Annotated in this window: 20 protein-coding genes; 4 read left to right on the plus strand and 16 right to left on the minus strand. The window is 62.8% G+C overall.

Annotation, left to right across the window (positions count from 1 at the left end):
• Nucleotides 1-51 precede the first annotated feature (51 nt).
• From ACPEE1_RS19265 to tal, 3 genes are all read right to left on the minus strand, one after another.
• A complete protein-coding gene (locus ACPEE1_RS19265; RefSeq protein ID WP_116924577.1) occupies nt 52-942 on the minus strand; it encodes a transporter substrate-binding domain-containing protein in 891 nt (296 codons plus the stop codon).
• A gap of 264 nt (nt 943-1,206) precedes the next feature.
• Nucleotides 1,207-2,814, minus strand: coding sequence for a glucose-6-phosphate isomerase (pgi, locus tag ACPEE1_RS19270; protein WP_423934468.1), 1,608 nt, complete (start codon nt 2,812-2,814; stop codon nt 1,207-1,209).
• Nucleotides 2,815-2,867: 53 nt separating this feature from the next.
• Nucleotides 2,868-3,815, minus strand: coding sequence for a transaldolase (gene tal, locus ACPEE1_RS19275; protein ID WP_116924891.1), 948 nt, complete (start codon nt 3,813-3,815; stop codon nt 2,868-2,870).
• A gap of 183 nt (nt 3,816-3,998) precedes the next feature.
• On the opposite strand from tal, the gene zwf reads away from it, so the two are divergent.
• On the plus strand, nt 3,999-5,468 hold the full coding sequence (gene zwf / locus ACPEE1_RS19280) for a glucose-6-phosphate dehydrogenase (RefSeq protein ID WP_116924575.1): 1,470 nt from the start codon (nt 3,999-4,001) through the stop codon (nt 5,466-5,468).
• Between the two features lie 28 nt (nt 5,469-5,496).
• Nucleotides 5,497-6,342, plus strand: coding sequence for a MurR/RpiR family transcriptional regulator (locus ACPEE1_RS19285; RefSeq protein ID WP_116924574.1), 846 nt, complete (start codon nt 5,497-5,499; stop codon nt 6,340-6,342).
• 70 nt (nt 6,343-6,412) lie between these two features.
• Here ACPEE1_RS19285 and ACPEE1_RS19290 read toward each other — a convergent pair whose 3' ends face one another.
• The 9 genes from ACPEE1_RS19290 to ACPEE1_RS19330 form a co-directional block, all read right to left on the minus strand.
• Entirely contained in the window at nt 6,413-8,293 is a 1,881-nt protein-coding gene (locus ACPEE1_RS19290) for a bifunctional metallophosphatase/5'-nucleotidase (protein WP_232539650.1), read from the minus strand.
• Nucleotides 8,294-8,506: 213 nt separating this feature from the next.
• Nucleotides 8,507-9,559, minus strand: coding sequence for an ABC transporter ATP-binding protein (locus ACPEE1_RS19295; RefSeq protein ID WP_232539649.1), 1,053 nt, complete (start codon nt 9,557-9,559; stop codon nt 8,507-8,509).
• A gap of 5 nt (nt 9,560-9,564) precedes the next feature.
• The gene (locus tag ACPEE1_RS19300) at nt 9,565-10,563 is read right to left on the minus strand and encodes an ABC transporter ATP-binding protein (RefSeq protein WP_182345031.1); all 999 of its coding nucleotides are present in this window, start codon (nt 10,561-10,563) and stop codon (nt 9,565-9,567) included.
• Between the two features lie 35 nt (nt 10,564-10,598).
• Nucleotides 10,599-11,510 (minus strand): ABC transporter permease, encoded by a 912-nt coding sequence (locus tag ACPEE1_RS19305; RefSeq protein ID WP_116924572.1) that lies wholly within the window; start codon nt 11,508-11,510, stop codon nt 10,599-10,601.
• A gap of 53 nt (nt 11,511-11,563) precedes the next feature.
• A complete protein-coding gene (locus tag ACPEE1_RS19310; RefSeq protein ID WP_116924571.1) occupies nt 11,564-13,138 on the minus strand; it encodes an ABC transporter substrate-binding protein in 1,575 nt (524 codons plus the stop codon).
• A 50-nt stretch (nt 13,139-13,188) separates the two neighbouring features.
• Entirely contained in the window at nt 13,189-14,406 is a 1,218-nt protein-coding gene (locus ACPEE1_RS19315) for a M20 aminoacylase family protein (RefSeq protein WP_021025744.1), read from the minus strand.
• Between the two features lies 1 nt (nt 14,407).
• On the minus strand, nt 14,408-15,388 hold the full coding sequence (locus ACPEE1_RS19320) for an ABC transporter permease (protein WP_116924570.1): 981 nt from the start codon (nt 15,386-15,388) through the stop codon (nt 14,408-14,410).
• Between the two features lie 181 nt (nt 15,389-15,569).
• Complete coding sequence (locus ACPEE1_RS19325; protein WP_182345029.1) at nt 15,570-17,150, minus strand: ABC transporter substrate-binding protein; 1,581 nt, start codon at nt 17,148-17,150, stop codon at nt 15,570-15,572.
• A gap of 552 nt (nt 17,151-17,702) precedes the next feature.
• Entirely contained in the window at nt 17,703-18,758 is a 1,056-nt protein-coding gene (locus tag ACPEE1_RS19330) for a porin (RefSeq protein WP_182345028.1), read from the minus strand.
• A gap of 323 nt (nt 18,759-19,081) precedes the next feature.
• On the opposite strand from ACPEE1_RS19330, the gene coq7 reads away from it, so the two are divergent.
• Complete coding sequence (gene coq7, locus ACPEE1_RS19335) at nt 19,082-19,702, plus strand: 2-polyprenyl-3-methyl-6-methoxy-1,4-benzoquinone monooxygenase (RefSeq protein WP_116924568.1); 621 nt, start codon at nt 19,082-19,084, stop codon at nt 19,700-19,702.
• 73 nt (nt 19,703-19,775) lie between these two features.
• Here coq7 and ACPEE1_RS19340 read toward each other — a convergent pair whose 3' ends face one another.
• From ACPEE1_RS19340 to ACPEE1_RS19355, 4 genes are all read right to left on the minus strand, one after another.
• Nucleotides 19,776-20,156 (minus strand): DNA-binding protein, encoded by a 381-nt coding sequence (locus ACPEE1_RS19340; protein WP_232539533.1) that lies wholly within the window; start codon nt 20,154-20,156, stop codon nt 19,776-19,778.
• Between the two features lie 23 nt (nt 20,157-20,179).
• Entirely contained in the window at nt 20,180-20,509 is a 330-nt protein-coding gene (locus ACPEE1_RS19345) for a nucleotidyltransferase domain-containing protein (protein WP_232539532.1), read from the minus strand.
• Between the two features lie 90 nt (nt 20,510-20,599).
• Entirely contained in the window at nt 20,600-20,779 is a 180-nt protein-coding gene (locus ACPEE1_RS19350) for a MarR family transcriptional regulator (RefSeq protein WP_232539531.1), read from the minus strand.
• Between the two features lie 99 nt (nt 20,780-20,878).
• Nucleotides 20,879-21,328, minus strand: coding sequence for an OsmC family protein (locus tag ACPEE1_RS19355; RefSeq protein ID WP_116924567.1), 450 nt, complete (start codon nt 21,326-21,328; stop codon nt 20,879-20,881).
• Nucleotides 21,329-21,796: 468 nt separating this feature from the next.
• Between ACPEE1_RS19355 and ilvA the strand changes: the two genes are divergently transcribed.
• Nucleotides 21,797-23,365 (plus strand): threonine ammonia-lyase, biosynthetic, encoded by a 1,569-nt coding sequence (gene ilvA / locus ACPEE1_RS19360; RefSeq protein ID WP_182345027.1) that lies wholly within the window; start codon nt 21,797-21,799, stop codon nt 23,363-23,365.
• Nucleotides 23,366-23,371 lie beyond the last annotated feature (6 nt).

Below are 23,371 nucleotides of genomic sequence, written 5' to 3' on the forward strand. Positions count from 1 at the left end.
ATAAAAAAACCCAGCCGGGGCTGGGTGGGGTGCAGGGTGCAAGCGCGCGGCTTACTGGTCCGCGTAGGCTTCCAGTGGCTTGTCGTTGGGCTCTTGCAGCAGCTTCTTCAGGGTATCACTCATCGGCAGGTTCAGCGCCTGGCCCTTGGGCGGGATGGGTTGCATGAACCACTTGTCATAGACCTTGGCCAGCTCGCCGGACTTCATCATCTTGGTCAGGCTGTCGTCCACGGCCTTCTTGAAGGCCGGATCGTCCTTGCGGAACAGCAGCGCAATGGGCTCCGACCCCAGCGCCTCGCCGACGATCTTGTAGCCAGCCGGGTTGGCCGAGTTCGCGATCACACCAGCGAGCAGGTTGTCGTCGAGCACAAAGGCGTCAGCGCGGCCTGATTCGAGCAGCATGAAGCTCTCGAAATGGTCCTTGCCCAAGGTGGTGGGCAGGTTGATGCTGTTGTCCTTGGCGAACTTGCGCAGCAGCTGCACGGCGGTGGTACCGGCCGAGGCTGCCACCGTCTTGCCATCGAGCTGCTTGACGCTGGTGATGTTGGAGTCCGCACGCACCGCTGCGCGCACCTGGCTCACATAGGTGGTCACGGCAAAAGCCACTTGCTTTTGGCGGCTCAGGTTGTTGGTGGTGGGGCCGCAGCCAATGTCCACGGTGCCGTTTTGCACCAGCGGCATCGTGTTCTGCGCCGTCAGCGCCATGTATTCGATCTTGGCCTTGGGCGCGATTTCCTTGAGCACGCGCTCGCACAGCTCAACGTGGTAGCCGCCAAAGGTCTGGTTGGAGCCAATCGCATAGGCCATCGGGGCCGAGCTCTCGCGCACGCCCACCACCACCTTGCCAGTGCTGTTGATCTTGTCAAAGGTGCTTTGCGCAAACGCCGCGCCGCCTGCGGCAAAAGCCACCGCCGCAGCAACCATCTTGATGCTGAATGTCATTGTGTACTCCTTGGAATGAACGAACGGGTATCCCGGCACCGGGCCAAGATGCCTCACCAGCTTTGCGATTGCGCTGGTCTTGGTGCGCTGCACATGCGCTTTAAAACAAAAAGGATGCGCCGGTTTTGCGCCAGCGCATCCAGCCTCCGAGTATTCCAGAGAGTCGCGCCAATCCCTAGCGCGTATTTAGAAGCATGTGTTGCTGTTTTGGAAACACCGTGCTGCACTGCCGTATCTCCACACGGCAGTGCCTGGCGAGCAGCGTCAGGGCGCCAGCCGGCTCACCAGCGCCACGGTCGAGGGATCCACGCCCTGCCAGTCACCCTGGTCGCGGCGCGCAAACAGGTCCTTGGCCAGTTGCTTGCCCAGCTCCACGCCCCACTGGTCAAAGCTGTTGATGCCCCAAAGGGCACCGCTGACAAACACGCGGTGCTCGTACAGAGCAATCAGCGCGCCCAGCGAGGTGGGGGTGAGCTTGTCCATCAGCAAGAAGCTGCTGGGGCGGTTGCCCGGGCAGTACTTGGGGCCTTGCTCTTCGGTGCGGCCCACCAGCAGCGCCTGCGCCTGCGCAATCGCATTGATCACCAGGTTGTTCTGGTGGCTGGCCAGGTTCTTGCCGCCCTCGCGCGCGGCGATGAACTCCACCGGGATCACATCGCGGCCCTGGTGGATCATCTGGAAAAAGGCGTGCTGGCCATTGGTGCCGGGCTCGCCCCAGACCACCGGCGACGTTGCATAGGGCAGCGGCTGGTTGTCTACATCCCGGCCCTTGCCGTTGCTCTCCATCTCCAGCTGCTGCAAATAGGCCGACAGCCGGCGCAGACCATGGCTGTAGGGCGCTACACAGCGTGTGGCAAAGCCGTGGAAGTTGCGGTACCAGACATCGAGCAGGCCCAGGCGCACCGGCAGGTTCTGCGCCAGCGGCGCGGTCTTGAAGTGCACATCCATGTCATGCGCGCCCTGCAGCAGCGCACGGAAGGACTCGGCCCCCACCGCAATCGCAATCGGCAGGCCGATCACCGACCACAGCGAGTAGCGGCCACCGACCCAGTCCCAAAAGCCCAGCGTGGTGTCGATGCCAAAGGCAGCGGCCGCCTCGGTGTTGGTGGTCAGCGCCCAGAAGTGCTTGGAGATCGACAGCGCGGCGCTGCGGTCCTCGCTGCCGCCTTGCGCAATGAACCAGTCGCGCGCCGAATGCGCGTTGACCATGGTCTCCAGGGTCGTGAAAGACTTGGATGCGACCAGGAACAAGGTGCTCTCGGGCCGGGTCTGCGCCAGCACATGGCCCAGCTCATGCCCGTCCACATTCGAGACAAAGTGGAAGCGCTTGCCGGCAATGCGCCAGTCCTCCAGCGCATTGACCACCATGGCCGGGCCCAGGTCCGAGCCACCAATGCCGATGTTGACGATGTCGGTGATCTGCGGGTTGGCACGCACCTGCTCGGCCAGCGCCAGCATCTGGGCCAGGCTGCTGTGCACATCGGCCAGCGCCGCATGCACCTCGGCGGAGCTGCCCGGTAGCCAGTTGTCCAGGCCCTGGGCGGGCTGGCGCAGCAGCCAGTGCATGGCGGCGCGGCCTTCGGAGGCATTGACCTCTGCCCCAGCAAACATCGCATCGCGCGCCTTCTCCAGGTCACAGTCGCGCGCCAGCTGCAGCAAAAGCTGCTGGCTGTGGCGGTCGATCAGGTTCTTGGACAGGTCGGCAAACAGATGGGGCGCCTGCTGGCTGAACTGGTCCAGTCGGGACGCATCGTCGGCAAAGGCCGCGCGCAGGTCCTGGCCTCGGCCCTCAGCGTCGTAGTATTTTTGCAGTTCTTGCCACGCGGGCGTTTCATCGCAGCGCTTGCGCTGTGTCGCACATTCTCGGTTCATAGGGCAGTGTAAATGGCTGCACGGGGCTGCCAGGCGGGCTGGCAGCCACCCGATCAGGCCGATTGCAACAACTTGTCGAGCTTGATGGCATCGGCGACAAAAGCGCGGATGCCTTCGGCCAGCTTCTCGGTGGCCATCGCGTCTTCGTTCAGTGCAAAGCGAAAGCCCGCCTCGTCATACTGCACATGCTCCAGCGACAGCGCCTTGGCCGCTTCGGCGTTCAGCGCGGGCTGCAGCGGTGCGTCAGCGGCGGCCAACTGGGCCAGCAGCTCGGGCGAGATGGTCAGCAGATCGCAGCCCGCCAGCGCGGTGACCTGGCCGATATTGCGGAAGCTTGCGCCCATCACTTCGGTCGTGATGCCGAAATGCTTGTAGTAATCGAATATGGCCTTGACCGATTTCACACCCGGGTCGTTGGCACCGGCCATCGCAGCTTCGTCCCAGTTGCTGCCAGCCTGCTTTTTGTACCAGTCGTAGATACGGCCGACAAACGGCGAGATCAGCTGCACCTGGGCCTGGCCGCAGGCGATGGCCTGGCACTGGGCGAACAGCAAGGTCAGGTTGGTGTGGATGCCCTGCGCTTCCAGCGCCTTGGCCGCCTGGATGCCTTCCCAGGTGGAGGCGATCTTGATCAGCACGCGGTCGATGTGCACGCCCTCGGCCTCGTACAGCGCGATGATGCGCTGGGCACGGGCCACTGTCGCGTCTGTGTCGAATGACAGGCGGGCATCGACCTCGGTCGACACACGGCCCGGGATGATGGACAGGATCTCGGCGCCAAAGCGCACCAGCAGGCGGTCCATCACCTCATCGAGCGGCTTGCCGCGGAACTTTTGCACGGTCTCCGTCAGCAGCGGCGCGTATTCGGCCTTCTGCACAGCCTTGAGGATCAGGGACGGGTTGGTCGTCGCGTCTTGCGGCTGGAACTGCGCCAGCTGGTGAAAGTCACCGGTATCTGCCACCACCGTGGTCAGCGCTTTGAGTGCATCGAGTTGGTTCATGGTCTGCTCTTGGTCCATATCCGGTTAGCCGTGCTTGTCTGCCCCTACGCGTTGCAGCCAACACGGGGGGCGCTCAAGCTTAACCGAACTTATGTGCGGTTGAGGGGTGGATGCATTCTACGTCTTCTCCCCGAACATGAAACTGAGTTACATTAATCCCTGCCTTGATGTTCAGGAAGTTTCATGCGTTTTGATCTGGTTTTATTTGGCGGCACCGGCGATCTGGCCTGGCGCAAATTGCTGCCCGCGCTGTTTCAATCTTTCCGCCACGGCAGCCTGCCTGCGGGCGGGCGCATCATCGGCGTGGGCCGAGGGGCAATGAGTGACGACGAGTACCGCGCGCTGATCGCCCAGCGGCTGGCCGAGGTCGAGGCCGACAAGCGGCCCAGCGACGCGGAATTTGCCCGCTTTGCCCAGCACCTGCACTACCTGCGCATGGACCTGTCGCAACCGGCCGACTATGCCGCGCTGCGCGCGCTGCTGCAGGCGCGCGATGCCGACACCGTGGTGATGTACCTGGCCACCGCTCCCTCGCTGTTCACCACCGTCTGCGAGCAGCTGGGCGCAGCGGGCCTGGCCACCGAGCGCACCCGCGTGGTGCTGGAAAAACCGCTGGGCCATGACCTGCCCTCGAACCGCGCGATCAACGCAGCGGTGCGCGAGGTGTTTTCCGAGGCGCAGATCTTCCGCATCGACCACTACCTGGGCAAGCCCTCGGTCCAGAACCTGCTGGCGCTGCGTTTTGGCAATGCCATCTTTGAGCCATTGTGGCGGCGCGAGAACATCGCCAGCATCGAGATCACGATGGCCGAGCAGCTGGGCGTGGAAAAGCGCGGCGAGTTCTACGAAAGTACCGGCGCGCTGCGCGACATGGTGCAAAACCATGCGCTGCAGCTGCTCTGCGCCATTGGCATGGAGCCGCCCATCAGCGCTGACGCCGATGCGATCCGCAATGAAAAGCTCAAGGTGCTGCAGTCGCTCAAGCGCTGGACGCCGGAGACGGTGAGCCGCGACGTGGTGCGCGGCCAGTATGCGGCCGGCCAGATTGCCGGCAAGCCGGTGCCGGGCTACCGCCAGGAAGAAGGCGTCTCGCCCACCAGCCAGACCGAGACCTTTGTGGCGCTGCGCACCGAGATCAGCAACTGGCGCTGGGCCGGCGTGCCGTTTTTCATCCGCACCGGCAAGCGCCTGGCCGGGCGCGAGGCCTCGATCGTCGTGCATTTCCGCCAGGTGCCCCATGCCATCTACCGCACGCCACTGGGCGCGGCCAACCGCCTCACCATCCACCTGCAGCCCAAGGATGGCCTGACCCTGCAGCTGATGGCTGCTGCGCAAAGCCAGGCCGATACCGGCGGTGTGCAGACCTTGTCGCCCGCCGCGCTGGATCTGGACTTTGACCAGCGCTTTGGCACCGAGCGCGTGGGCGCCTACGAGCGCCTGCTGCTCGACGTGATCGCTGGGCGCCTGAACCTGTTTGTGCGTGCCGACGAGCAGGAGGCCGCTTGGCAGTGGGTGGAGCCGATTCTGGAGACCTGGCAGCAGGCCAATGCCCGCGGCGAAAGCCCGCGCCCCTATGTGGCCGGACATTGGGGCCCGGGCGCTGCCAGCGCACTGGTCGCGCGCGACGGCCACAGCTGGATGGAAGAGTTTTGAGCACCGCTACCACCCACAAGGGATCCCCATGCTAGACCGCATCACCGCTTCTCTCCCCTCGCTGGCACCGGCCGAGCAGCGCGTGGCCCGCCTGGTGCTGGCCGACCCGCGCGCCTTTGCCTCGCGCCCGGTGCGCGAGCTGGCCGAGCTCGCCCATGTCAGCAAGCCCACCGTGGTGCGCTTTTGCCGCAGCATGGGCTATGACGGCCTGGCCGATTTCAAGCTCAAGCTCGCTGGCAGCGTCAGCGAAGGCGTGCCTTTTATCCACCGCAGTGTCGATGCCGATGACAAGACCAGCGATGTGCTGGTCAAGGTGGTGGACAACTCGGTCGCGGCCTTTCTGGCCTACCGCAATGCTGCCAGCACCACGGCGCTGGAGGCCGCGTCCAGCGCCATCGTGGCGACCTGGCAGGCGGGCAAGCGCATCGAGTTCTATGGCGTGGGCAATTCCGGCATCGTCGCGCAGGATGGGCAGCACAAGTTTTTCCGCCTGGGCGTTACCAGTTTGGCGACCAGCGACGGCCATATGCAGGTGATGAGCGCCACCATGCTGGGTGCGGGCGACTGCGCTATCGTTATCTCCAACTCCGGCCGCACGCGCGACCTGATGGATGCCACCGACATTGCCAAGCGCAATGGCGCCACGACGATTGTCATCACCGCCAGCGGCTCGCCGCTGGCACGCGCGGCCAATATCCACCTGGCCGCCGACCACCCCGAAGGCTATGACCGCTACAGCCCCATGGTTTCGCGCCTGCTGCACCTCTTGATTCTCGATGTGCTGGCCACCAGCGTGGCGCTGCGCATCGGCGAGCCGCTGCAGCCGGTGCTGCAGCAGATGAAGGACAACCTGCACGCCAAGCGCTATACCTGACGGCGTTTTTGCCTGGCCGGAACGAAAAATGGGGCAGCCTAGGCTGCCCTTCGTCATGCGGCGTCAGTGTTTAACGCACATCCACAAAGCTCTTGGTGCTGTACAGGTCGGTGGACAGGCGCTTGAGCGCTGGCAGACCGGTGGTGGCATCCTTGGGCTGCGATTCGATGTAGTTGAAGAACACATCGGCATCGAGCACGCCGATATCGAGGCGGCGCGCTGCTGGCACCGAGGCCAAGGTCTTGTAGCCGTCACCGCCGTTGGCGTTGAAGCTCAGTACAAAGAGGCGATAGGTCTTGCCCTGGTCCAGCGCAGTCCATTGGCCGCTGGTGGTGTCGCGCACTTCGATGCCGGTGACACGGCTGCCAAAGGCGGCCTTGGCATTCACATCAAAGCGCATGCCGCCGGTGTAGGGGTAAGGGCCCGTCGAGCCGCCTGCGCCGTAGACAGCTTCCAGGCCGTCTTCAAGCATGCCCTTGACTTCCGCGCCGGTCACATCCAGGCGGAACAGCATGTTGCCAAACGGCAGCACCTGGATCGCATTGGCCGCGGTCACTTCACCATTGAGCGGAATGCGCACGCCACCGCCGCTTTGCAGCGAGATGTCGGCACCGCCGTAGTGCGCGTTGGCCACTTCCAGGTAGGACTGGGCCACCAGCTGCTGGATATCGCCACCGCGCAGGCTGACGCTGCCTTCGGCATTGCAGGCCGCGCTGGAGCGGCTGTAGTCGGTGCTGCCTTCGCCGCCCGGCACCCGGCGCGAGCACAGCTCTTGCGGGGCATAGGCCACCTTGGTCACGTTGAAGCTGGCGACCTTTTCGGTGAAAGGCTTGAGCACGGCGGCCGCCTGGGCAGACGGCGACGTGATGCGCAGGAAGCCGGCGGCGTTCACGCTGCTGATGATGGACGTGCGCTGCGCTTCAGTCGCGGCAGTGCCTGCGATCTTGAAGTCATCGCCGATCAGCACGTGTGGCGTGCCTTCGCACTGGCTGACCACGCCGTCCTTGTCGAACTTGACCTTGAGCTCACCGACGACCTGCGAGTATTCCCAGGCCTGCACGATACAGACGGGCTTGCCGTCGAGGTCGGTGGTGTTGGTGGGGTAGGCGCCGCCTGGCGTGCCCACGCCAATGGTCTTCATCGCATCCGGGCCCAGCAGCGTGTGCGAGTCACCGCCGACGATCACATCCACACCGCGCAGCTTTTTGGCGAGGGTGCGGTCGTTGTCGTAGCCGATGTGGCTGAGCAGCACAATGCGCTTGACGCCTTGGGCCTGCAGCTTGTCGATCTCACGCTGGGCCGCCAGGGCTTCGTCTTCGAACAAGGTGTCCTTGTCCGGGCTGGACGAGGCCTTGGTCTTTTGCGCAATGGTCAGGCCGACGATGCCGATCTTCTGGCCGCCACGCTCGACCACGGTGGAGGGCGAGACCATGTTCGGTGCGCGGCTGGGGTTCAGCGCCGAGCTGGCACCGAACTGCACGTTCGCGCTCAGCACCGGGGTCGTGCATTTGCCGTTCTTGAGGCGATCGAGGATGCCCTTGAGGCCCGTGTCGCCCTTGTCGAACTCGTGGTTGCCCAAGGTGTAGGCATCAAAGCACACGGTATTGAGCATGGCCATGTCGGCCTCGCCATCGGCGCCTGCGCGGTTGAAGTACAAGGTACCGGTCACCGCATCACCGGCGTGCAGCTTGAGCACATGGGTCGACTGCGCAGCGATCGCTTCGATGGCGGCCGTCACGCGGGGGAAACCTGCGGCGTCCACGGTGACGGCCGTGGTCTTGCCGTCCACCGGCAACTGCAGCGTCGCCGTCTTGCTGGCCAAGGTGGAATGGTGGTCGTTGATGTGCAGGATCGTCAGCACATCGTCTTTTTCGCTGTCGTTGTCGCTGGAGCCGCCTCCACCGCAAGCCATCAACACGGCGGCTGCCACGCCGCACACGGTCCAAACCATCACCTGACGTGCACCCTCTCGCACTGACAATGCAACCATTTCTGCTCTCTCCGTTTTGACAAAGAGCTCTATGGTTTGTCCGCCAGATGACGTAGGTGTGACTTTCTGTAATAGCCAAGGGGCTTGTCAAGGCATCCGCTCCAAGAAAAAACCGGCGTCCAGGACGCCGGTTTGGAGGGCTGCCCGCGCACAGCGCAGGCGGTCGCCAGTGCATCACACAACGGGGATGCGCCCCTCTTGCACCGCATGGCAGGCCACCTTCACGCCGCCATCGTCGAGCAGCTGTGGACGCTCGCTGCGGCAGCGTTCATTGGCCAGCGGGCAGCGCGGGTTGAAAGCGCAGCCGGTGGGAGGGTTCAGTGGATTGGGCACCTCGCCCTGCACGGGGGTGCGCGCCTTGCCGGTGTCGTGCATCTTCGGGATGGCATCGAGCAGCATGCGCGTGTAGGGGTGGCGCGGCTTGGCAAACAGGGTTTGCTTATCGGCCAGCTCTACCAGCCTACCCAGATACATGACCCCCACCTGGTCGCTGACATGGCGCACGACGGCCAGGTTGTGCGAGATGAACAGGTAGGTCAGACCGCGCTTTTTCTGCAGGTCCTTCATGATGTTGAGCACCTGGGCCTGCACCGACACATCGAGCGCCGAGGTGGGCTCGTCGCAGACCAGGAACTCCGGCTCGGTCGCCAGTGCGCGGGCGATGGAGATGCGCTGGCGCTGCCCGCCCGAGAACTGGTGCGGGTACTTGATCATGTCCATCGGCGCCAGGCCCACCTGCACCAGCAGCTCGGCCACGCGCGCCTTGAGCTGCTCGGTGTTGGTGATCAGGCCATGCTCCTTGAGCGGCTCGCCAATGATCTGCTCGACCGACCAGCGCGGGTTCAGGCTGGCATAGGGATCCTGGAAGATCATCTGCACGCGGCGGCGCATCGCACGCGCATTCGGGTCGCGGAATGCGGCATGCGCGTCCTGGCCATCGAAGGTGAAGGTGCCGCGCGTGGGGCCGTACAGGCCCACCAACAGGCGCGCCACCGTGCTCTTGCCGCAGCCGGACTCGCCCACCAAGGCCAGGGTCTTGCCCTTTTCTATGTCAAAGCTCACGCCATCGACGGCGCGCAGCAGGCTGCGCGGCTTGCGCTCCAGCACCCGGTTGAGCCAGGGCGCCGACACATCAAAGGTCTTGGCCAGGTCACGCGCCTGCACCAGGGGCTGCTTGTCGCCCGCGCCTTGCAGCGCTGCTGTGTCCTTGTTCGTCATGGTTGCCATCTCGCTCATACCGTGTCCTCGGTGGCAGCCACTTGGGGCTGGTAATCGGCTGCATGCAGCCAGCAGGCGGCCTGGGTGGCGCCCGCGGCCATCAGCTCGGGGCGCTGCTCCATGCAGCGGTCAAACACCTGGGGGCAGCGCGGGTTGAAGGCGCAGCCCTTGGGGATGGCATTGAGCCGGGGCATGGCGCCGTCGATCTGGTTCAGGCGCTCACGGTCGGCTTCCATATCGGGGATGGACGCCATCAGGCCGCGTGTGTAGGGGTGCGCGGGGTGGTTGATCACCTCATGCACCGGGCCGATTTCCGCAACACGGCCGGCGTACATCACCGCGACCCGGTCACAGGTCTCGGCAATCACGCCCATGTCATGGGTGATCAGCATCACCGCCGCACCCCGGGTGCGGCAGATGTTCTTGAGCAGGCTGATGATCTGCGCCTGGATCGATACGTCGAGCGCCGTCGTGGGCTCGTCGGCCACGATCAGCTTGGGCTCGGCCGCCAGGGCCAGCGCAATCACCACGCGCTGGCGCATGCCGCCGGAGAACTGGTGCGGAAAGTGGTCAATCCGCTCTTCGGCTGCCGGAATGCCGGTGTCCTTGAGCAGTTCGATCGCGCGCTGGCGCGCCTCCGAGGCCGAGAGCTTGAGGTGGGTCTGGATGGTCTCGATCAGCTGGCGCCCCACGGTGTAGAGCGGGTTCAGCGACGTGAGCGGGTCCTGGAAGATCGCGCCAATGCGGCGGCCCCGGATATGGCGCATCTTGTCGGCGGACAGGTTGTCGATGCGTTCGCCTTCGAGCACGATCTCGCCCGAGGCCACATGGCCTGGCGGCTCGAGCAGGCCGATGATGGACGCGCCCGTCAGCGACTTGCCCGCGCCCGATTCACCGACCACGCCCAGGATCTCGCCGGGGGCGATGGAAAAGGAGATGTTGTCCAGCGCCCGCAGCACACCATAGCGATTGGGAAACTCGACCACCAGATTTTTAACTTCCAACAATGACATCGTGGTTGTTCCTTGTTCGTCTTGTGTCCGCACCATCAACGCAGGCGCGGGTTGAGCGCATCGCGCAGCCAGTCGCCCAGCAGGTTGACCGACAGCGCGATCAGCACCAGCATCAGGCCCGGGAAGATCGTGATCCACCATTCGCCGGAGAACAGGTAGTCATTGCCCACGCGGATCAGGGTGCCCAGCGAGGGCGACGTGGGCGGCGCGCCCACGCCGAGGAAAGACAGGGTCGCCTCGGTGATGATGGCTGTGGCCACCTGGATGGTGGCCAGCACCATGACCGGGCCCAGCACATTGGGCAGCACATGCTTGACCATGATGCGCAGCGGCGCCACGCCGGTGACGCGGGCGGCCTGCACATATTCCTTGTTGCGCTCGACCATCGTCGAGCCGCGCACCGTGCGTGCGTACTGCACCCAGCCGGTGAGCGAGATCGAGATGATCAGCACGCCAAAGGCCAGCGATTCATTGGCATTGGGAAACACCGCGCGGCCCACACCGGCGATCAGCAAGGCGACCAGGATGGCCGGGAAGGACAGCATCACATCGCACAGGCGCATCAGCACCGAATCGATCCAGCCACCCTTGAAGCCAGCCAGCAGGCCCAGACCCACCCCGACGACCACGGACAGGGCCACTGAGGCCAGTCCCACGATCAGCGAAATGCGCGCGCCATACATCAGCGCCGACAGAATGTCGCGGCCCTGGTCATCGGTGCCCAGGATGTACTTCCAGCCGCCCTCTTCGCTCCACACCGGCGGGATGCGCGCATCGCTCAGCTCCAGCGTGGTCAGGTCAAAGGGGTTGTGCGGCGCCACCCAGCCGGCAAACAGCGCGCAAAACACGCAGACCGCCGCAATGAGGGCGGCCACGATGGCTGTGGGCGAATTGCGAAAGCTGTAGCCCACATCGCTGTCCATCCAGCGCCTGATTCGGTTTTTCATCGTCATCTTCTCTCTCTAGTCGCCAGCCGCTGCAGCGCAGCGGCCCGGGGCATTTACTTCTTCACGGTCATCCACTTGAAGGGCATGAAGCCATCGGCCATCTGCACCAGCTCGACGTTCTTGCTCACCCCCCAGTTCATGAACTGCTGGTGCAGCGGCAGGTACCCCACATCGTCGGCCACGGTCTGCAGCGCCTCATGGATCGCCTGGTTGCGCTTGGTGGTGTCGGTCTCCGACTGCACCTGGCGGGTCAAGGCATCGACCTTGGGATTGCAGTAGTTGCCGTAGTTGAACGCGCCAGCACCCTTGCCGTCATTGCAGTTCATCAAGGCCAGCAGCGGGTTGTGGGCGTCGTAGGTCGACGGCGTCCAGCCCAGGATGTAGAAGGCCGTTTCATGGCGCATGATGCGCGGGAAATAGGTGCCCTTGGTCTCGGCATTGAGCTGCACCTTGACGCCGATCTTGGCCAGGTTGGCCGATACCGCCTGGCAGATGCGGCTGTCGTTGATATAGCGGTCGTTCGAGCAGTTCAAGGTCAGCGAGAAACCATCGGGGTAGCCCGCTTCGCTCAGCAGTTTCTTGGCCGCAGCCGGGTCGTAGGGCAGGCGCTTGATGTCGTCGGTGTAGCCGTTGACGCCCTTGCCGATCAAGGTGGCCAGATTGCCCGAGGCCCCGCGCATCACCTGTTTGTGCAGGCCCTCGATATCGATGGCCTGGTAGAAGGCCTGGCGCACGCGCTTGTCCTTGAACGGGTTCTTGCCCTTGACGCTGGAGTTCAGCAGCTCATCGCGCTTTTGGTCCATGCCCATGAAGATGGCGCGCAGCTCAGGCCCGGACACCACACGGGTGCCGCCGGTATTGGCGACACGGTCCAGATCCTGCACCGGCACCGGGTCGATCACATCGACCTGGCCCGACAGCAGCGCGGCCACACGGGTCGCATCATTGGCCACTGGCGTGTAGACCACTTCCTGCACATTGCCTTCGACCTTGTCCCAGTAGTTGGCGCTGCGGTTGAAGACGGTGCGCACATTGGGCTGGCGCTCGCGCACGCGGTAGGGGCCGGTGCCATTGGCCTTGAACGAGGCGGTGTTCTCGATGCCCTTGCGGCGGTCCACCGGGTTGACGGCATTGTTGGCCTCGGACCAGGCCTTGCTCATGATGTAGACCTGCGAGATCATGCTCGGCAGGATCGGGGCCGGGTCCTTGGTCTCGATGTCCACCGTGTAGTCATCGACCTTGCGCGTCTCCTTGATGGGGTTGGTGTAGGACTTCATGTCCGAGCCTTCGAGCTGCGTGCGCATCATCGAGAACACCACATCATCGGCGGTGAACGGCGTGCCATCATGGAACTGCACGCCCTTGCGCAAGGTAAAGCGCCAGACGGTCGGTGAGGTCTGCTCCCACTTGGTGGCCAGCACCGGGCGCAGGCTCAGGTCCTTGTTGCGGCCGGCCAGCGGCTCGTAGACATTGCCGGTCACACTCAGCTGCACCGTCTCATTGAAGGAATGCGGATCCATGGACAGGGCGTCGCCCTGGGAACCGATGCGCACCGTCTGCGCGCCGGCGCAAACATAGGCGGCCGCCAACATCGATACCAACAAGGTCTTGCTCATCGTGTGTTTCATCGTTTTCCCCTTTTCTGAAGTCCGGCCCGCAAGGGCCGGGTGCGGAGGCTTTAGCCCAAAGCAAGTGGCATGCCACGCTCGACAATGCCGGCGTGCAGCGCCGCACCCAGCGGCAGCACATCGTCATTGAAGTCGTAGCGGTTGTTGTGCAGCGGAATGATGTCGTCACCGACGGCCTGGCCCAGGCGCAGATAGGCCCCGGGCTTTTGCTGCAGCATGAAGGAGAAATCCTCAGCGCCCATGCTCGGGTCCATGTTGCGCACCACCAGGGCTTCGCCCACCAGGTCAGAGGCCACATCGCCGGCAAACACCGCTTCTTCGGCCGTGTTGATCGTCGCCGGGTAGGAGCGCTCGTACTGCAGCTGCGCGTTCACGCCAAAGGCCAGGCCCAGCGCCTGGCACAGCTCGCCCAGGCGGCGCTCGACCATGTTCTGCACATCGGGGTTGAAGGTGCGCACCGTGCCCACCAAGGTCGACGAGCCCGGCGTGACGCTGAACGCAGCCAGGTCCCCCGACTGCAGCGCGCAGATGCTGATGACGGCCGAGTCGATGGCACGCACATTGCGCGAGACGATGGACTGGATCGCCGTAATCAGGTGTGCCGACGCCAGCACCACATCATTGGTCTGGTAAGGATGGGCGCCGTGGCCGCCCTTGCCCGTGATATTGATCTGGATGCGGTCGGCCGCGGCCATCATCGCGCCGGGGTTGATGCCGATCATGCCCTGGCGCATCGCAGGCCAGTTGTGCATCGCATAGACCGAATCGACCGGGAAGCGCTCGAACAGGCCATCCTGGATCATCTCGCGCGCGCCGGCATAGCCCTCCTCGCCGGGCTGGAAGATCAGCACAGCGGTGCCGTCAAAATTGCGCGTCTCGGCCAGATAGCGCGCCGCGCCCACCAGCATCGCAGTGTGGCCATCATGGCCGCAGGCATGCATCAGCCCCTGCTTGCCCGAGCGCCAGCTGCAGTTGCCCTGCTCGGTGATCGGCAGTGCATCCATATCGGCGCGCAGGCCGATCATGCGGCCGCTGCCGTGCTTGTGGCCACGGATCACACCGACCACGCCGGTCTTGCCGATGCCCTGGTGGATCTCATCGACACCACACAGGCGCAACGCCTCGCTCACGCGAGCAGCGGTGTATTTTTCTTCAAAACCCAGCTCCGGATTGGCATGCAGGTCACGGCGGAAGGCCGTCAGCTCCGGATGGATCTGGGCCAGGTGAGAAAAGGCGCGCGAGCTCGCGCTATAAGGCAGACGTGGCATCTCAGTGCCCTCCCGATTTTTCGACGCGCAGGCGCGGGTCGACAGCGAAATACAACAGATCGACCACCAGGTTGATCACCACAAAAATCAGCGCAATCAGGCACAGGTAGGCGGCCATGACCGGGATATCGGCAAAGGTCACCGCCTGGATGAACAGCAGGCCCATGCCGGGCCACTGGAACACCGTCTCGGTGATGATGGCAAAGGCAATCAGGCCGCCCAGCTGCAGACCGGTGATGGTCATCACCGGCACCAGCGTGTTCTTGAGGGCGTGGCCAAAGTAGATCGTACGGTTGCTCAGGCCCCGGGCCTTGGCGAACTTGATGTAGTCGGTGCGCAGCACCTCCAGCATCTCGGCGCGCACCAGGCGCATGATCAACGTGAGCTGGAACACGGCCAAGGTGATGGCCGGCAAGATGATGTGGTGCCAGCCCTTGGCGCTCAGCAAGCCGGTGCTCCAAAAGCCCAGCTGCATCGTCGTGCCACGGCCAAAGCTCGGGAACCAGCCCAGGTGCACCGAGAAGATCAAAATCAGCAAGATACCGATCAGGAAGGTGGGCAGGGACACACCCAGCAGCGACAAGGTCATGAACACCTGGCTCATGAAGCTGCCGCGCCGCAGCGCGGCATACACGCCCATCGGCACACCGATGACCAAGGCCAGCAACGCAGCCACCATAGCCAGCTCAAAGGTCGCCGGGAAGCGCTCGGCAATCAGGGACGAGACCTTGGCACCCTGGCGCAGGCTGATGCCGAATTCGCCCTGGGCAGCGTTGAGCAAAAAGTGCCAGAACTGCACGAAAAACGGTTTGTCCAGCCCCAGCGCACTGCGCAACTCGGCAATCTGCTGTGGGGTGGCATCCTGGCCCAGCAAGAAGGTGACCGGGTCACCCACATACTGGAACAACATGAAGGAAATGAACGCCACGGCGATCATCACGATCACCGCCTGTATCAATCGGCGCAATATGAATGCAAACATGGCTGACTCTCATCGTGACAAACAGAGGGAAGGTGCCCTAGGAACTCTCTGCAAAACCCAGTTGGTGAGGGTTCTGCAGAGCGTTCCTGGCACCCGTGTTGTCTGCCTATTCTTCTTTCGCTTTTTATGAAATGGCCGGCTGCCGCATCGGGCAGCCGGCCTGCGCACCGCTCGCCGTTGGTTAACGGACCGTCACCAGTTTGATGTCCACCCGGTTGTCTGCGCGGTGCACCAGGTCGATGTTCTTCTTCATCGCCCAGGGGATCACCTGGTCATACAGCGGCAGGTGCGAGACCGTGTCGTTGGACAGCTGCAAACCCTCGGTCAGCATGCGGGTGCGCACGGGCTGGTCGGTTTCCGTTTTCACGCGGTCCACCAGATAATCCATGCGCTCGTTGCTGTAGCGGCCGACATTGTAGTTTCCGTCGCCGCCCTTGCCGACGGTGCGCACCAGTGACTGCAGGCTGTAGAGCGAATCGAAAGTCGGCACACCCCAGCCGAGCATGTAGATGCTCGCTTCGTTGCGCTGGATCATCGGGAAGTAGGTGACCATTGGCAAGGTGCGCAGCTTGGCCTTGACCCCGATCTTGGCCCACATCGCGGTGACCGCCTGGCAGATCGCCTCGTCGCTGATATAGCGGTTGTTGGGGCAGGCAAAGTCGACCTCGAAGCCATCGGGGTAGCCCGCTTGCGTGAGCAGCTTCTTGGCGGCGTCCTGGTCATAGGGCAGGCGCTGGCCCACGGTCTCGGTCCAGCCATTGACCTGGGGCGCCACCAGGGTGCCAGTGGGCTTGCCCAGGCCGCGCAGGATGGTCTTGGTGATCGCCTGGATGTCGATGGACTGGTAGAGCGCCTGGCGCACCTTCTGGTCCTTGAGCGGGTTCTTGCCCTTGACGCTGGAGCCGGGCAGCTCGTCACGGAACTGGTCCATGCCAAAGAAAATTGTGCGGTTCTCCAAGCCTTCAAGGATCTTCAGGTCCGGGCTGGCGCGCAGGCGGTTCAAGTCTTGCGGCGTTGGATCGAGCACCATGTCCACTTCACCGGACAGCAGCGCCGCCATGCGGGTCGGCGCCGATTTGATCGGGGTGTAGGTGATCGAAGTCACATTGCCCGGCATCTGGCCCCACCAGTTGGGGTTCTTCTTGAGCACCATGCGCACATCGGGCTGCCAGGACTCCAGAATGAACGGGCCGGTGCCCATCGCATTGCGGTGGGCAAAATTCTCGTCGGACTTCTTGATGTCCATCGGCTCGGTGGACTTGTTCTTCTCCGACCAGGCCTTGCTCATCATGCGCAGCTCGGTCATCTGGCGCAGCAGCACGGGATTGGGGTCCACCATGAAGATATCGATGGTGCCATCATCGACCTTGACGACCTTCTCGATGCCCTGGACAAAGGGGCCGTAGTTCGAGGTCTTGGCCATCGCACGGGTGATCGAGAACACCGCATCATCGGCGGTGAAGTTCGAGCCATCCTGGAACTTCACACCCTGGCGCAATGAAAAGCGCATCTGTTTGGGGGTGACTTCCTTCCACGAGGTAGCCAGCAGCGGCTCGACCGCAAAGGTCTTGCTGTTGTAGGTGACCAGGGTCTCGTAGACATAGGGATGAATGGCGTTGTGCAGGCCATTGTTTTGCGCATGGATATCCCAGCTGGCAACGTCGGCCTGGCTGGCCCACTTGAAGGGCTTGGCCTGGGCCACGCCAGCTGACAAAACGGTGGCTACCGCTATCGCAACCAGAGCAAGAGAAGGCTGTTTCATAAGTCCTCGCAGAATAGTAGTGCTTCACTATGCCGCAAGGAATCGATCTTCCGCATGGTGCTTCCCCCAGGGCGGGGATATTCCCGAGTCGCGTTTATTTCTGTTAGGTGACCGGCAAAAGCAGGTGTTTTGTCGGGCAAAACACGGCTTCATCTGCTAATTATGAAAACGCGCTGCCTGCCAGACCACGCCTGCCCTTCCATTCCCACATGTCAAAAAAGCGATACAGGCGCATCTTGGCGGCTACCAGCGCCGATACAGCATGCGGTATGTATCAAGCCTGCCACAAGCCAGCGCCGCAGCGCTCCTGCCGCATCGGCAGGAAAGCACAACGGGTCTCGCGCTTCCCACGGCGTGGGGCTTCAAGATGGGACCTTTGACAGGCTGATAACACGAGCGGGCGCAGCCGCTGTCGCCGCTGCAGTGACCCCATCTACCCAGAACAAGGCCGAGCGCCTGGACAGGGCAGCGGCGAGCAGGCATAAAAAAAGCCCGTCTTTCGACGGGCTTTTTGCTTTTCAGATTGAGTAGCTAGGAACCCCTAGCCATTCATTAGAAAGCGTGACGCACACCAACGGTGATAGCGTTTTGGTTCTTGCCGGCGCGGGCTGGGTCGATGCCCAGGCCGTTAGCCGACAGGCTCATGGTTTCGCTCTTCTGGTTCTTCAGGAAAGCGTAGGTGCCGTACAGAGCGGTGCGCTTCGACAGGTTGTGGACATAGCCCAGCGACAGCTGGTGAGCCTTGCCTTCGATTTCCTTGTTGTCGTAGTAGTTGTAAGCCAGACGGGCTTCGCCAGCAGCGCCGACAGCAGCGGTTGCGCCCAGACCAGCGGACTGGAACTTAGCCTTGCTGCCACCACCCACTGGGGTGCTTTGCACTTGACGGATCAGACCCGACAGCTTGAAAGCGCCGAAGTTGTAAGCAGCGCCCAGACCCAGACCTTGAGCCTTTTCGAAGCTGGCGGTAGGATCGTTTTGCTGGTCGTAAGCAATACCGGCGCTCAGAGGGCCGTTGTTGTAACCAGCGGACACGCCGATGTAACGCTTAGCGGAGCTGTCGCCAGCGGTTTCGCCGAAGCCGTAGTTCACGCCAGCGGTGAAGCCGGACATGTTAGGGGTGTAGTACGAAACCATGTTGCCCACGCGAACTGGGTCGCCGAAGCCGTAGGTGCCGTTGCCGAAGCTGAAGTTTTGGCCGATACCGACTTGGCCGAACACGTCGTAGCCAGACACGGTGTTGTAAGCTGCGGTCAGTTCGCGACCCAGACGCACTTCACCGAAGTTGCCCATCAGGGACACGGTGGAACGACGCTTGAACTCGAAGCCAGGACCTGCAGCGCCGCCGCCGGAAGCGGTACCGCTGTCGTTCTGGATTGCGCCTTCCAGCCAGAAACCAGCCTTCAGACCGCCACCCAGATCTTCCACGCCGCGGAAGCCCAGACGGCTGGTGGCGTTACCGGAGTTGGTCAGACCGTAGTTGCTTTCGCCACCGCTGGTCTTAGCGTAGGTCACGCCAGCATCAACGATACCGAACAGGGTCACGGAAGATTGAGCCATTGCGGCGCCGGAAGCGGCCAGCACTGCCAAGGCAACAAGAGATTTTTTCATTGCGAGTTACTCCAAGGTTTAACAGACGGCGCTGGTACGGGGGGGTTGATGTCAGCCTCACGGTTCTGCACAACTTCTACCTGCTCCCGCGCCAACCTCCTAGTGTGGAAGTTCTCTCTATTTCAACAGACCGCAGGCGGTTGCGCAAACAAATTCCCCCACTTGAGGACCTATTCGCTGTAAATCGTTGCTTGAGTGCAACGTTTAACGAATGTCAGCCGCCGTCCAATTTTTCGACAAAAATTTGCTGCAAAACAAGCCCCTCCAGAGGAGATTCGCCATGTTTGCAGCGGGGTGTATTCTACTGGTTAGCATGGCACCCTATGCAAGATCGACTCCTTTGCGCAGCAGATACTGCGCTGCGCACCCTGTTTGCCACGCCCCGTGCGGCCAACCCCTCGCCCGCTGCGGGCATCGATGAGGCGGACCTCAGCCCTGAGGAGAAGAAGCTCTCCGCTTCTTATATGCGGGTCAACCACGTGGGCGAAGTCTGCGCGCAGGCGCTCTACACCGCCCAGGCCATGGTCACGCGCGACGAGCATCTGCGCGAGCACCTGTTGGAAGCGGCCCAGGAGGAGATGGACCACCTGGCCTGGACCCACCAGCGCCTGCAGGATTTGGGCGAACGCCCCAGCCTGCTTAACCCACTGTGGTTTGCCGGCGCTTTTGTGATTGGCACTGTGGCCGCCAAGGTCAGCGACCGCGCCAGCCTGGGCTTTGTCGAGGAGACGGAAAACCAGGTGTCCTTGCACCTGCAGTCCCACCTGGACCTGTTGCCAGCACACGACGCACCATCGCGGGCTGTCGTCAGCCAGATGAAAGCCGACGAGGAGCGCCACGCGGCCGCTGCGGTGGACGCCGGCGCCTTGCCCGTGCCCCTGCCCGCCCGGATGCTGATGAAGATCGCCTCCAAGGTGATGACCGTGACGGCGCACCATATATAGAGATAGAGAGATAGATAGGGCCCGGACGGGGACCCCATGCAAAGGCTGCCTCAGAGGTGGCCTGCAAAAGCACTCAATCGAGCCAGTGAGGCCGCTGCGCCAGCAGCCAGGCATGCACATGGGCGAGCAAGGCCATCGCATTGCTCCGGCAGCTGCCTACCGCCGCCTGGGAGACCAAGTCTCCCGAATAGTCCGTCAAATTGCGCTGTTTGCGCAAGGCATCCAGCGGCCATATCTTCTCGCTGGGCCACTGCACGGTGAGCGCAAGCGTCTGGATGGCGGTCTGGTGGTGGCCGGGCTTGCTCTTCAGTGTGCGGTAGCCATTGGCCATCAGGCCCAGCATGGCCAACTGCATGATGGCCTTGTAGGCGGCATCAAACTGGTTTTCTTCACTTAAGCCGGCAATGTGCGCATCGGCAATATTGCGGTCAGGCGCAGCCAGCAAAGACTGCACTTGCTGCGTTGGGCTCCACGGTCTCAAGACTGATGCCGACTAAGTTTTGCAAGCTCATCGTCACCCCCCATCACAAAGATCTTGGGCTTGGACAGCACATCGCGCATGAACGCCGCCTGGGCGCGCGCCGCGAACTCTTGCTGGCCCAGTACCTGCGGATTGATCTCCCGGCCCAGCTCCGCTTGCAGCGGCCACAGCACATGCACCGCCTCGTCAAAGCCTAGTGTACCGACCAGCATCAGGTCAATGTCGCTGCCCGCAGTCTCTTGCCCGCGCGCCACAGAGCCATAGATAAAGGCCACATCGATCTTGTCGGCGACAGGTGCCAGGGCGGTCGCGAAGACATCTGCCACGCCTGATGTCTTGCGCAAAATACGGGCCAGCTCTGTATAAACGGGGCAGCTCCAGTCTGCGCGGTACAGCTGTTGGTTGCCCCGTTTTTCTCATTGCAACAGGCCCGCCGATGTCAGCTTGCCAAGCTCTCTGGTGATGGTGCCTGCCGGCAGCCCCGTGCGCCTGGCAATTTCTCGCCCGTGCAGCTGTGCATCAGGGTGCAGCAGCAGCAACCCCAGGACACGTCGCCGGTACTCCGGCAGCAACAAGGCAATCAGAGATTGATTCATATAAGGCGTCAATTGTCGCCTTTTTTGCATCGAACTTCCAGTCAGGTTGACATCCCGCACAATGGCCACCTGGGCATTGCGGGAGGTCTACGCCCGTGCTTAGGCTTCCACCAGGTCAAACCCCGTGGTGATCTCGGCCGTCTTGCTCAGCATGATGCTGGCCGAGCAGTATTTCTCATGGCTCATCGCAATCGCACGCTCCACCGCCGCTGCGGGGATGCCCTTGCCGGTGACGGTGAACTGCATATGGATCTTGGTGAAGACCTTGGGTTCGGTGTCGGCGCGCTCAGCCTTCAGCGCCACAGTGCAGTTTTTCACATCGTGGCGGCCGCGCTTGAGGATCAGCACCACGTCATAGGCGGTGCAGCCGCCGGTGCCGGCCAGCAGCAGCTCCATCGGGCGGGCGGCGAGATTCTGGCCGCCGTTGGCAGGATTGGCCGCATCAGGCGCGCCATCCATGGCCACCACGTGGCCGCTGCCCGTTTCTGCGACAAAGCCCATTCCCGAGCGGGCGCCGCTCGCGCCCGTCCACGTTACCGTGCATTCCATTGCAAGACTCCAAAAATCAAACGCCACCAGTGTGGCAGATCTGCCCTCTCCCCTGCCACTTGTTGCTGTCTATCAACAGCATTGGGAAAAAAAATGGTTGCGGGCATTATTTTGCTGCAACGCAGCAGAAACATCGCTATACTTGGACTCATCTGCTGCTCCACAGCCAGGCGAAAGCCCCCACTGCGGGATGCAGCTTGCAAGTTGTCTCCTCCACCTCTCAAATGGTGGTTTCAAGCCCCTGATTCACATCAGGGGCTTTTTTTCTGCCCGGCGCCGGCGCAATTCCACCGCCGGTCCGCTCCAGTGAATGCCAGCGGTTATAGTGCATCGGTCTCTCGATCACCTGATGTTCGCCACCCCGCCCATGCCGCCACCCGCGCATGCCCTGCTGGCTGGCACATCAACCAGGCGCGCCATCCGCATGCGCTACCTTCTCGTTGCCTCCTTTCTCTAGCGTGCATCCCTATGCCCTCCAAGACTGCAGCCGCGCTGACGCCGGCCGATTACCTGAAGAAAATCCTCACTGCGCGTGTCTATGACGTGGCCATTGAATCCAGCCTGGACTCGGCCAAGAACCTCAGCCGCCGCCTGCACAACAAGGTGCTGCTCAAGCGCGAAGACCAGCAGCCGGTGTTCAGCTTCAAGCTGCGCGGCGCCTACAACAAGATGGCCCACCTGACGGCCGAGCAGCTCAAGGCCGGCGTGATCTGTGCATCGGCTGGCAACCATGCCCAGGGTGTCGCGCTGTCGGCCAGCCGCATGGGCACCCGCGCCGTGATCGTGATGCCCACCACCACGCCGCAGCTCAAGATCGATGCCGTCAAGGGCCTGGGGGGCGAGGTGGTGCTGGCCGGCGAGAGCTTCAGCGATGCCTATGAGCACTCGCTCAAGCTGCAAAAGGAACAGAACCTCACCTTTGTCCACCCCTTTGATGACCCGGACGTGATCGCCGGCCAGGGCACGATTGCGATGGAGATCATGCGCCAGGTGCAGAAAATCGGCTCATCGCCGCTGAACGCGGTCTTTGTCGCGATTGGTGGCGGCGGCCTGATTGCAGGTGTTGCCAACTACATCAAGGCAGTGCGGCCCGAGATCAAGGTCATCGGCGTGCAGATGAACGACTCGGACGCGATGATCCAGTCGGCCCGCGAAGGCAAGCGCGTGGCACTGAACGATGTGGGCCTGTTTGCCGATGGCACGGCCGTCAAGCTGGTGGGCGAGGAGACCTTCCGCGTCGCCCATGGCCTGGTCGATGAATACATCACCGTCGACACCGATGCCGTCTGCGCCGCGATCAAGGATATCTTTGTCGACACCCGCTCCATCGTCGAGCCCTCGGGCGCGCTGGCCGTGGCCGGTATCAAGCAATACGTTGCCAAGAACAAGACCAAGGGCGAGACCTATGCCGCCATCCTGAGCGGCGCCAACATGAACTTCGACCGCCTGCGCTTTGTCGCCGAGCGGGCTGATGTGGGCGAGGAAAAGGAAGCGCTGTTTGCCGTGACCATCCCCGAAGAGCGCGGCAGCTTCAAGCGTTTTTGCGAAGTCATCGGCAACCTGCCCGGTGGCGCACGCAGCGTGACCGAGTTCAACTACCGCATCAGCGATGACCGGCGCGCCCATGTCTTTGTCGGCATCTCGACCAACAGCAAGGGTGAGTCGGAAAAAATCTGCCGCAACTTCCAGAAGAACGGCTTTGAAGCGCTGGATTTGACCTTTGACGAGCTGGCCAAGGAGCATGTGCGCCACATGGTGGGCGGGCGCTCGCAGCTCGCGCAGGACGAGCGCCTGCTGCGCTTTATCTTCCCCGAGCGGCCCGGCGCGCTTTTCAAGTTCCTGAGCCTGATGGCGCCGAACTGGAACATCTCGCTGTTCCACTACCGCAACCAGGGCGCAGACTACGGCCGCATCCTCGTGGGCATGCAGGTGCCCCAGGAAGACTCGCACAGCTTTGAGCAGTTCTTGAACAACCTGGGCTACCCCTGGATCGAAGAGACCCAGAACCCGGCCTACAAGCTGTTCCTGCAGGCCTAACGCCAA

The sequence above is a fragment of the Comamonas sp. 23 genome, assembly GCF_049601575.1.
GTDB lineage: Bacteria > Pseudomonadota > Gammaproteobacteria > Burkholderiales > Burkholderiaceae_C > Comamonas > Comamonas squillarum.

Bases quoted from the DNA above. Each gene is read 5' to 3' on its own strand.
- ACPEE1_RS19295 (WP_232539649.1), bottom strand. From the start codon at position 9,559: ATGGCAACCATGACGAACAAGGACACAGCAGCGCTGCAAGGCGCGGGC.
- coq7 (WP_116924568.1), top strand. From the start codon at position 19,082: ATGCAAGATCGACTCCTTTGCGCAGCAGATACTGCGCTGCGCACCCTG.
- tal (WP_116924891.1), bottom strand. From the start codon at position 3,815: ATGAACCAACTCGATGCACTCAAAGCGCTGACCACGGTGGTGGCAGAT.
- ilvA (WP_182345027.1), top strand. From the start codon at position 21,797: ATGCCCTCCAAGACTGCAGCCGCGCTGACGCCGGCCGATTACCTGAAG.
- ACPEE1_RS19350 (WP_232539531.1), bottom strand. From the start codon at position 20,779: ATGAATCAATCTCTGATTGCCTTGTTGCTGCCGGAGTACCGGCGACGT.
- ACPEE1_RS19355 (WP_116924567.1), bottom strand. From the start codon at position 21,328: ATGGAATGCACGGTAACGTGGACGGGCGCGAGCGGCGCCCGCTCGGGA.
- ACPEE1_RS19300 (WP_182345031.1), bottom strand. From the start codon at position 10,563: ATGTCATTGTTGGAAGTTAAAAATCTGGTGGTCGAGTTTCCCAATCGC.
- ACPEE1_RS19310 (WP_116924571.1), bottom strand. From the start codon at position 13,138: ATGAAACACACGATGAGCAAGACCTTGTTGGTATCGATGTTGGCGGCC.
- ACPEE1_RS19305 (WP_116924572.1), bottom strand. From the start codon at position 11,510: ATGAAAAACCGAATCAGGCGCTGGATGGACAGCGATGTGGGCTACAGC.
- ACPEE1_RS19315 (WP_021025744.1), bottom strand. From the start codon at position 14,406: ATGCCACGTCTGCCTTATAGCGCGAGCTCGCGCGCCTTTTCTCACCTG.
- ACPEE1_RS19330 (WP_182345028.1), bottom strand. From the start codon at position 18,758: ATGAAAAAATCTCTTGTTGCCTTGGCAGTGCTGGCCGCTTCCGGCGCC.
- pgi (WP_423934468.1), bottom strand. From the start codon at position 2,814: ATGAACCGAGAATGTGCGACACAGCGCAAGCGCTGCGATGAAACGCCC.
- ACPEE1_RS19265 (WP_116924577.1), bottom strand. From the start codon at position 942: ATGACATTCAGCATCAAGATGGTTGCTGCGGCGGTGGCTTTTGCCGCA.
- ACPEE1_RS19285 (WP_116924574.1), top strand. From the start codon at position 5,497: ATGCTAGACCGCATCACCGCTTCTCTCCCCTCGCTGGCACCGGCCGAG.
- ACPEE1_RS19320 (WP_116924570.1), bottom strand. From the start codon at position 15,388: ATGTTTGCATTCATATTGCGCCGATTGATACAGGCGGTGATCGTGATG.
- ACPEE1_RS19290 (WP_232539650.1), bottom strand. From the start codon at position 8,293: ATGGTTTGGACCGTGTGCGGCGTGGCAGCCGCCGTGTTGATGGCTTGC.
- ACPEE1_RS19325 (WP_182345029.1), bottom strand. From the start codon at position 17,150: ATGAAACAGCCTTCTCTTGCTCTGGTTGCGATAGCGGTAGCCACCGTT.
- zwf (WP_116924575.1), top strand. From the start codon at position 3,999: ATGCGTTTTGATCTGGTTTTATTTGGCGGCACCGGCGATCTGGCCTGG.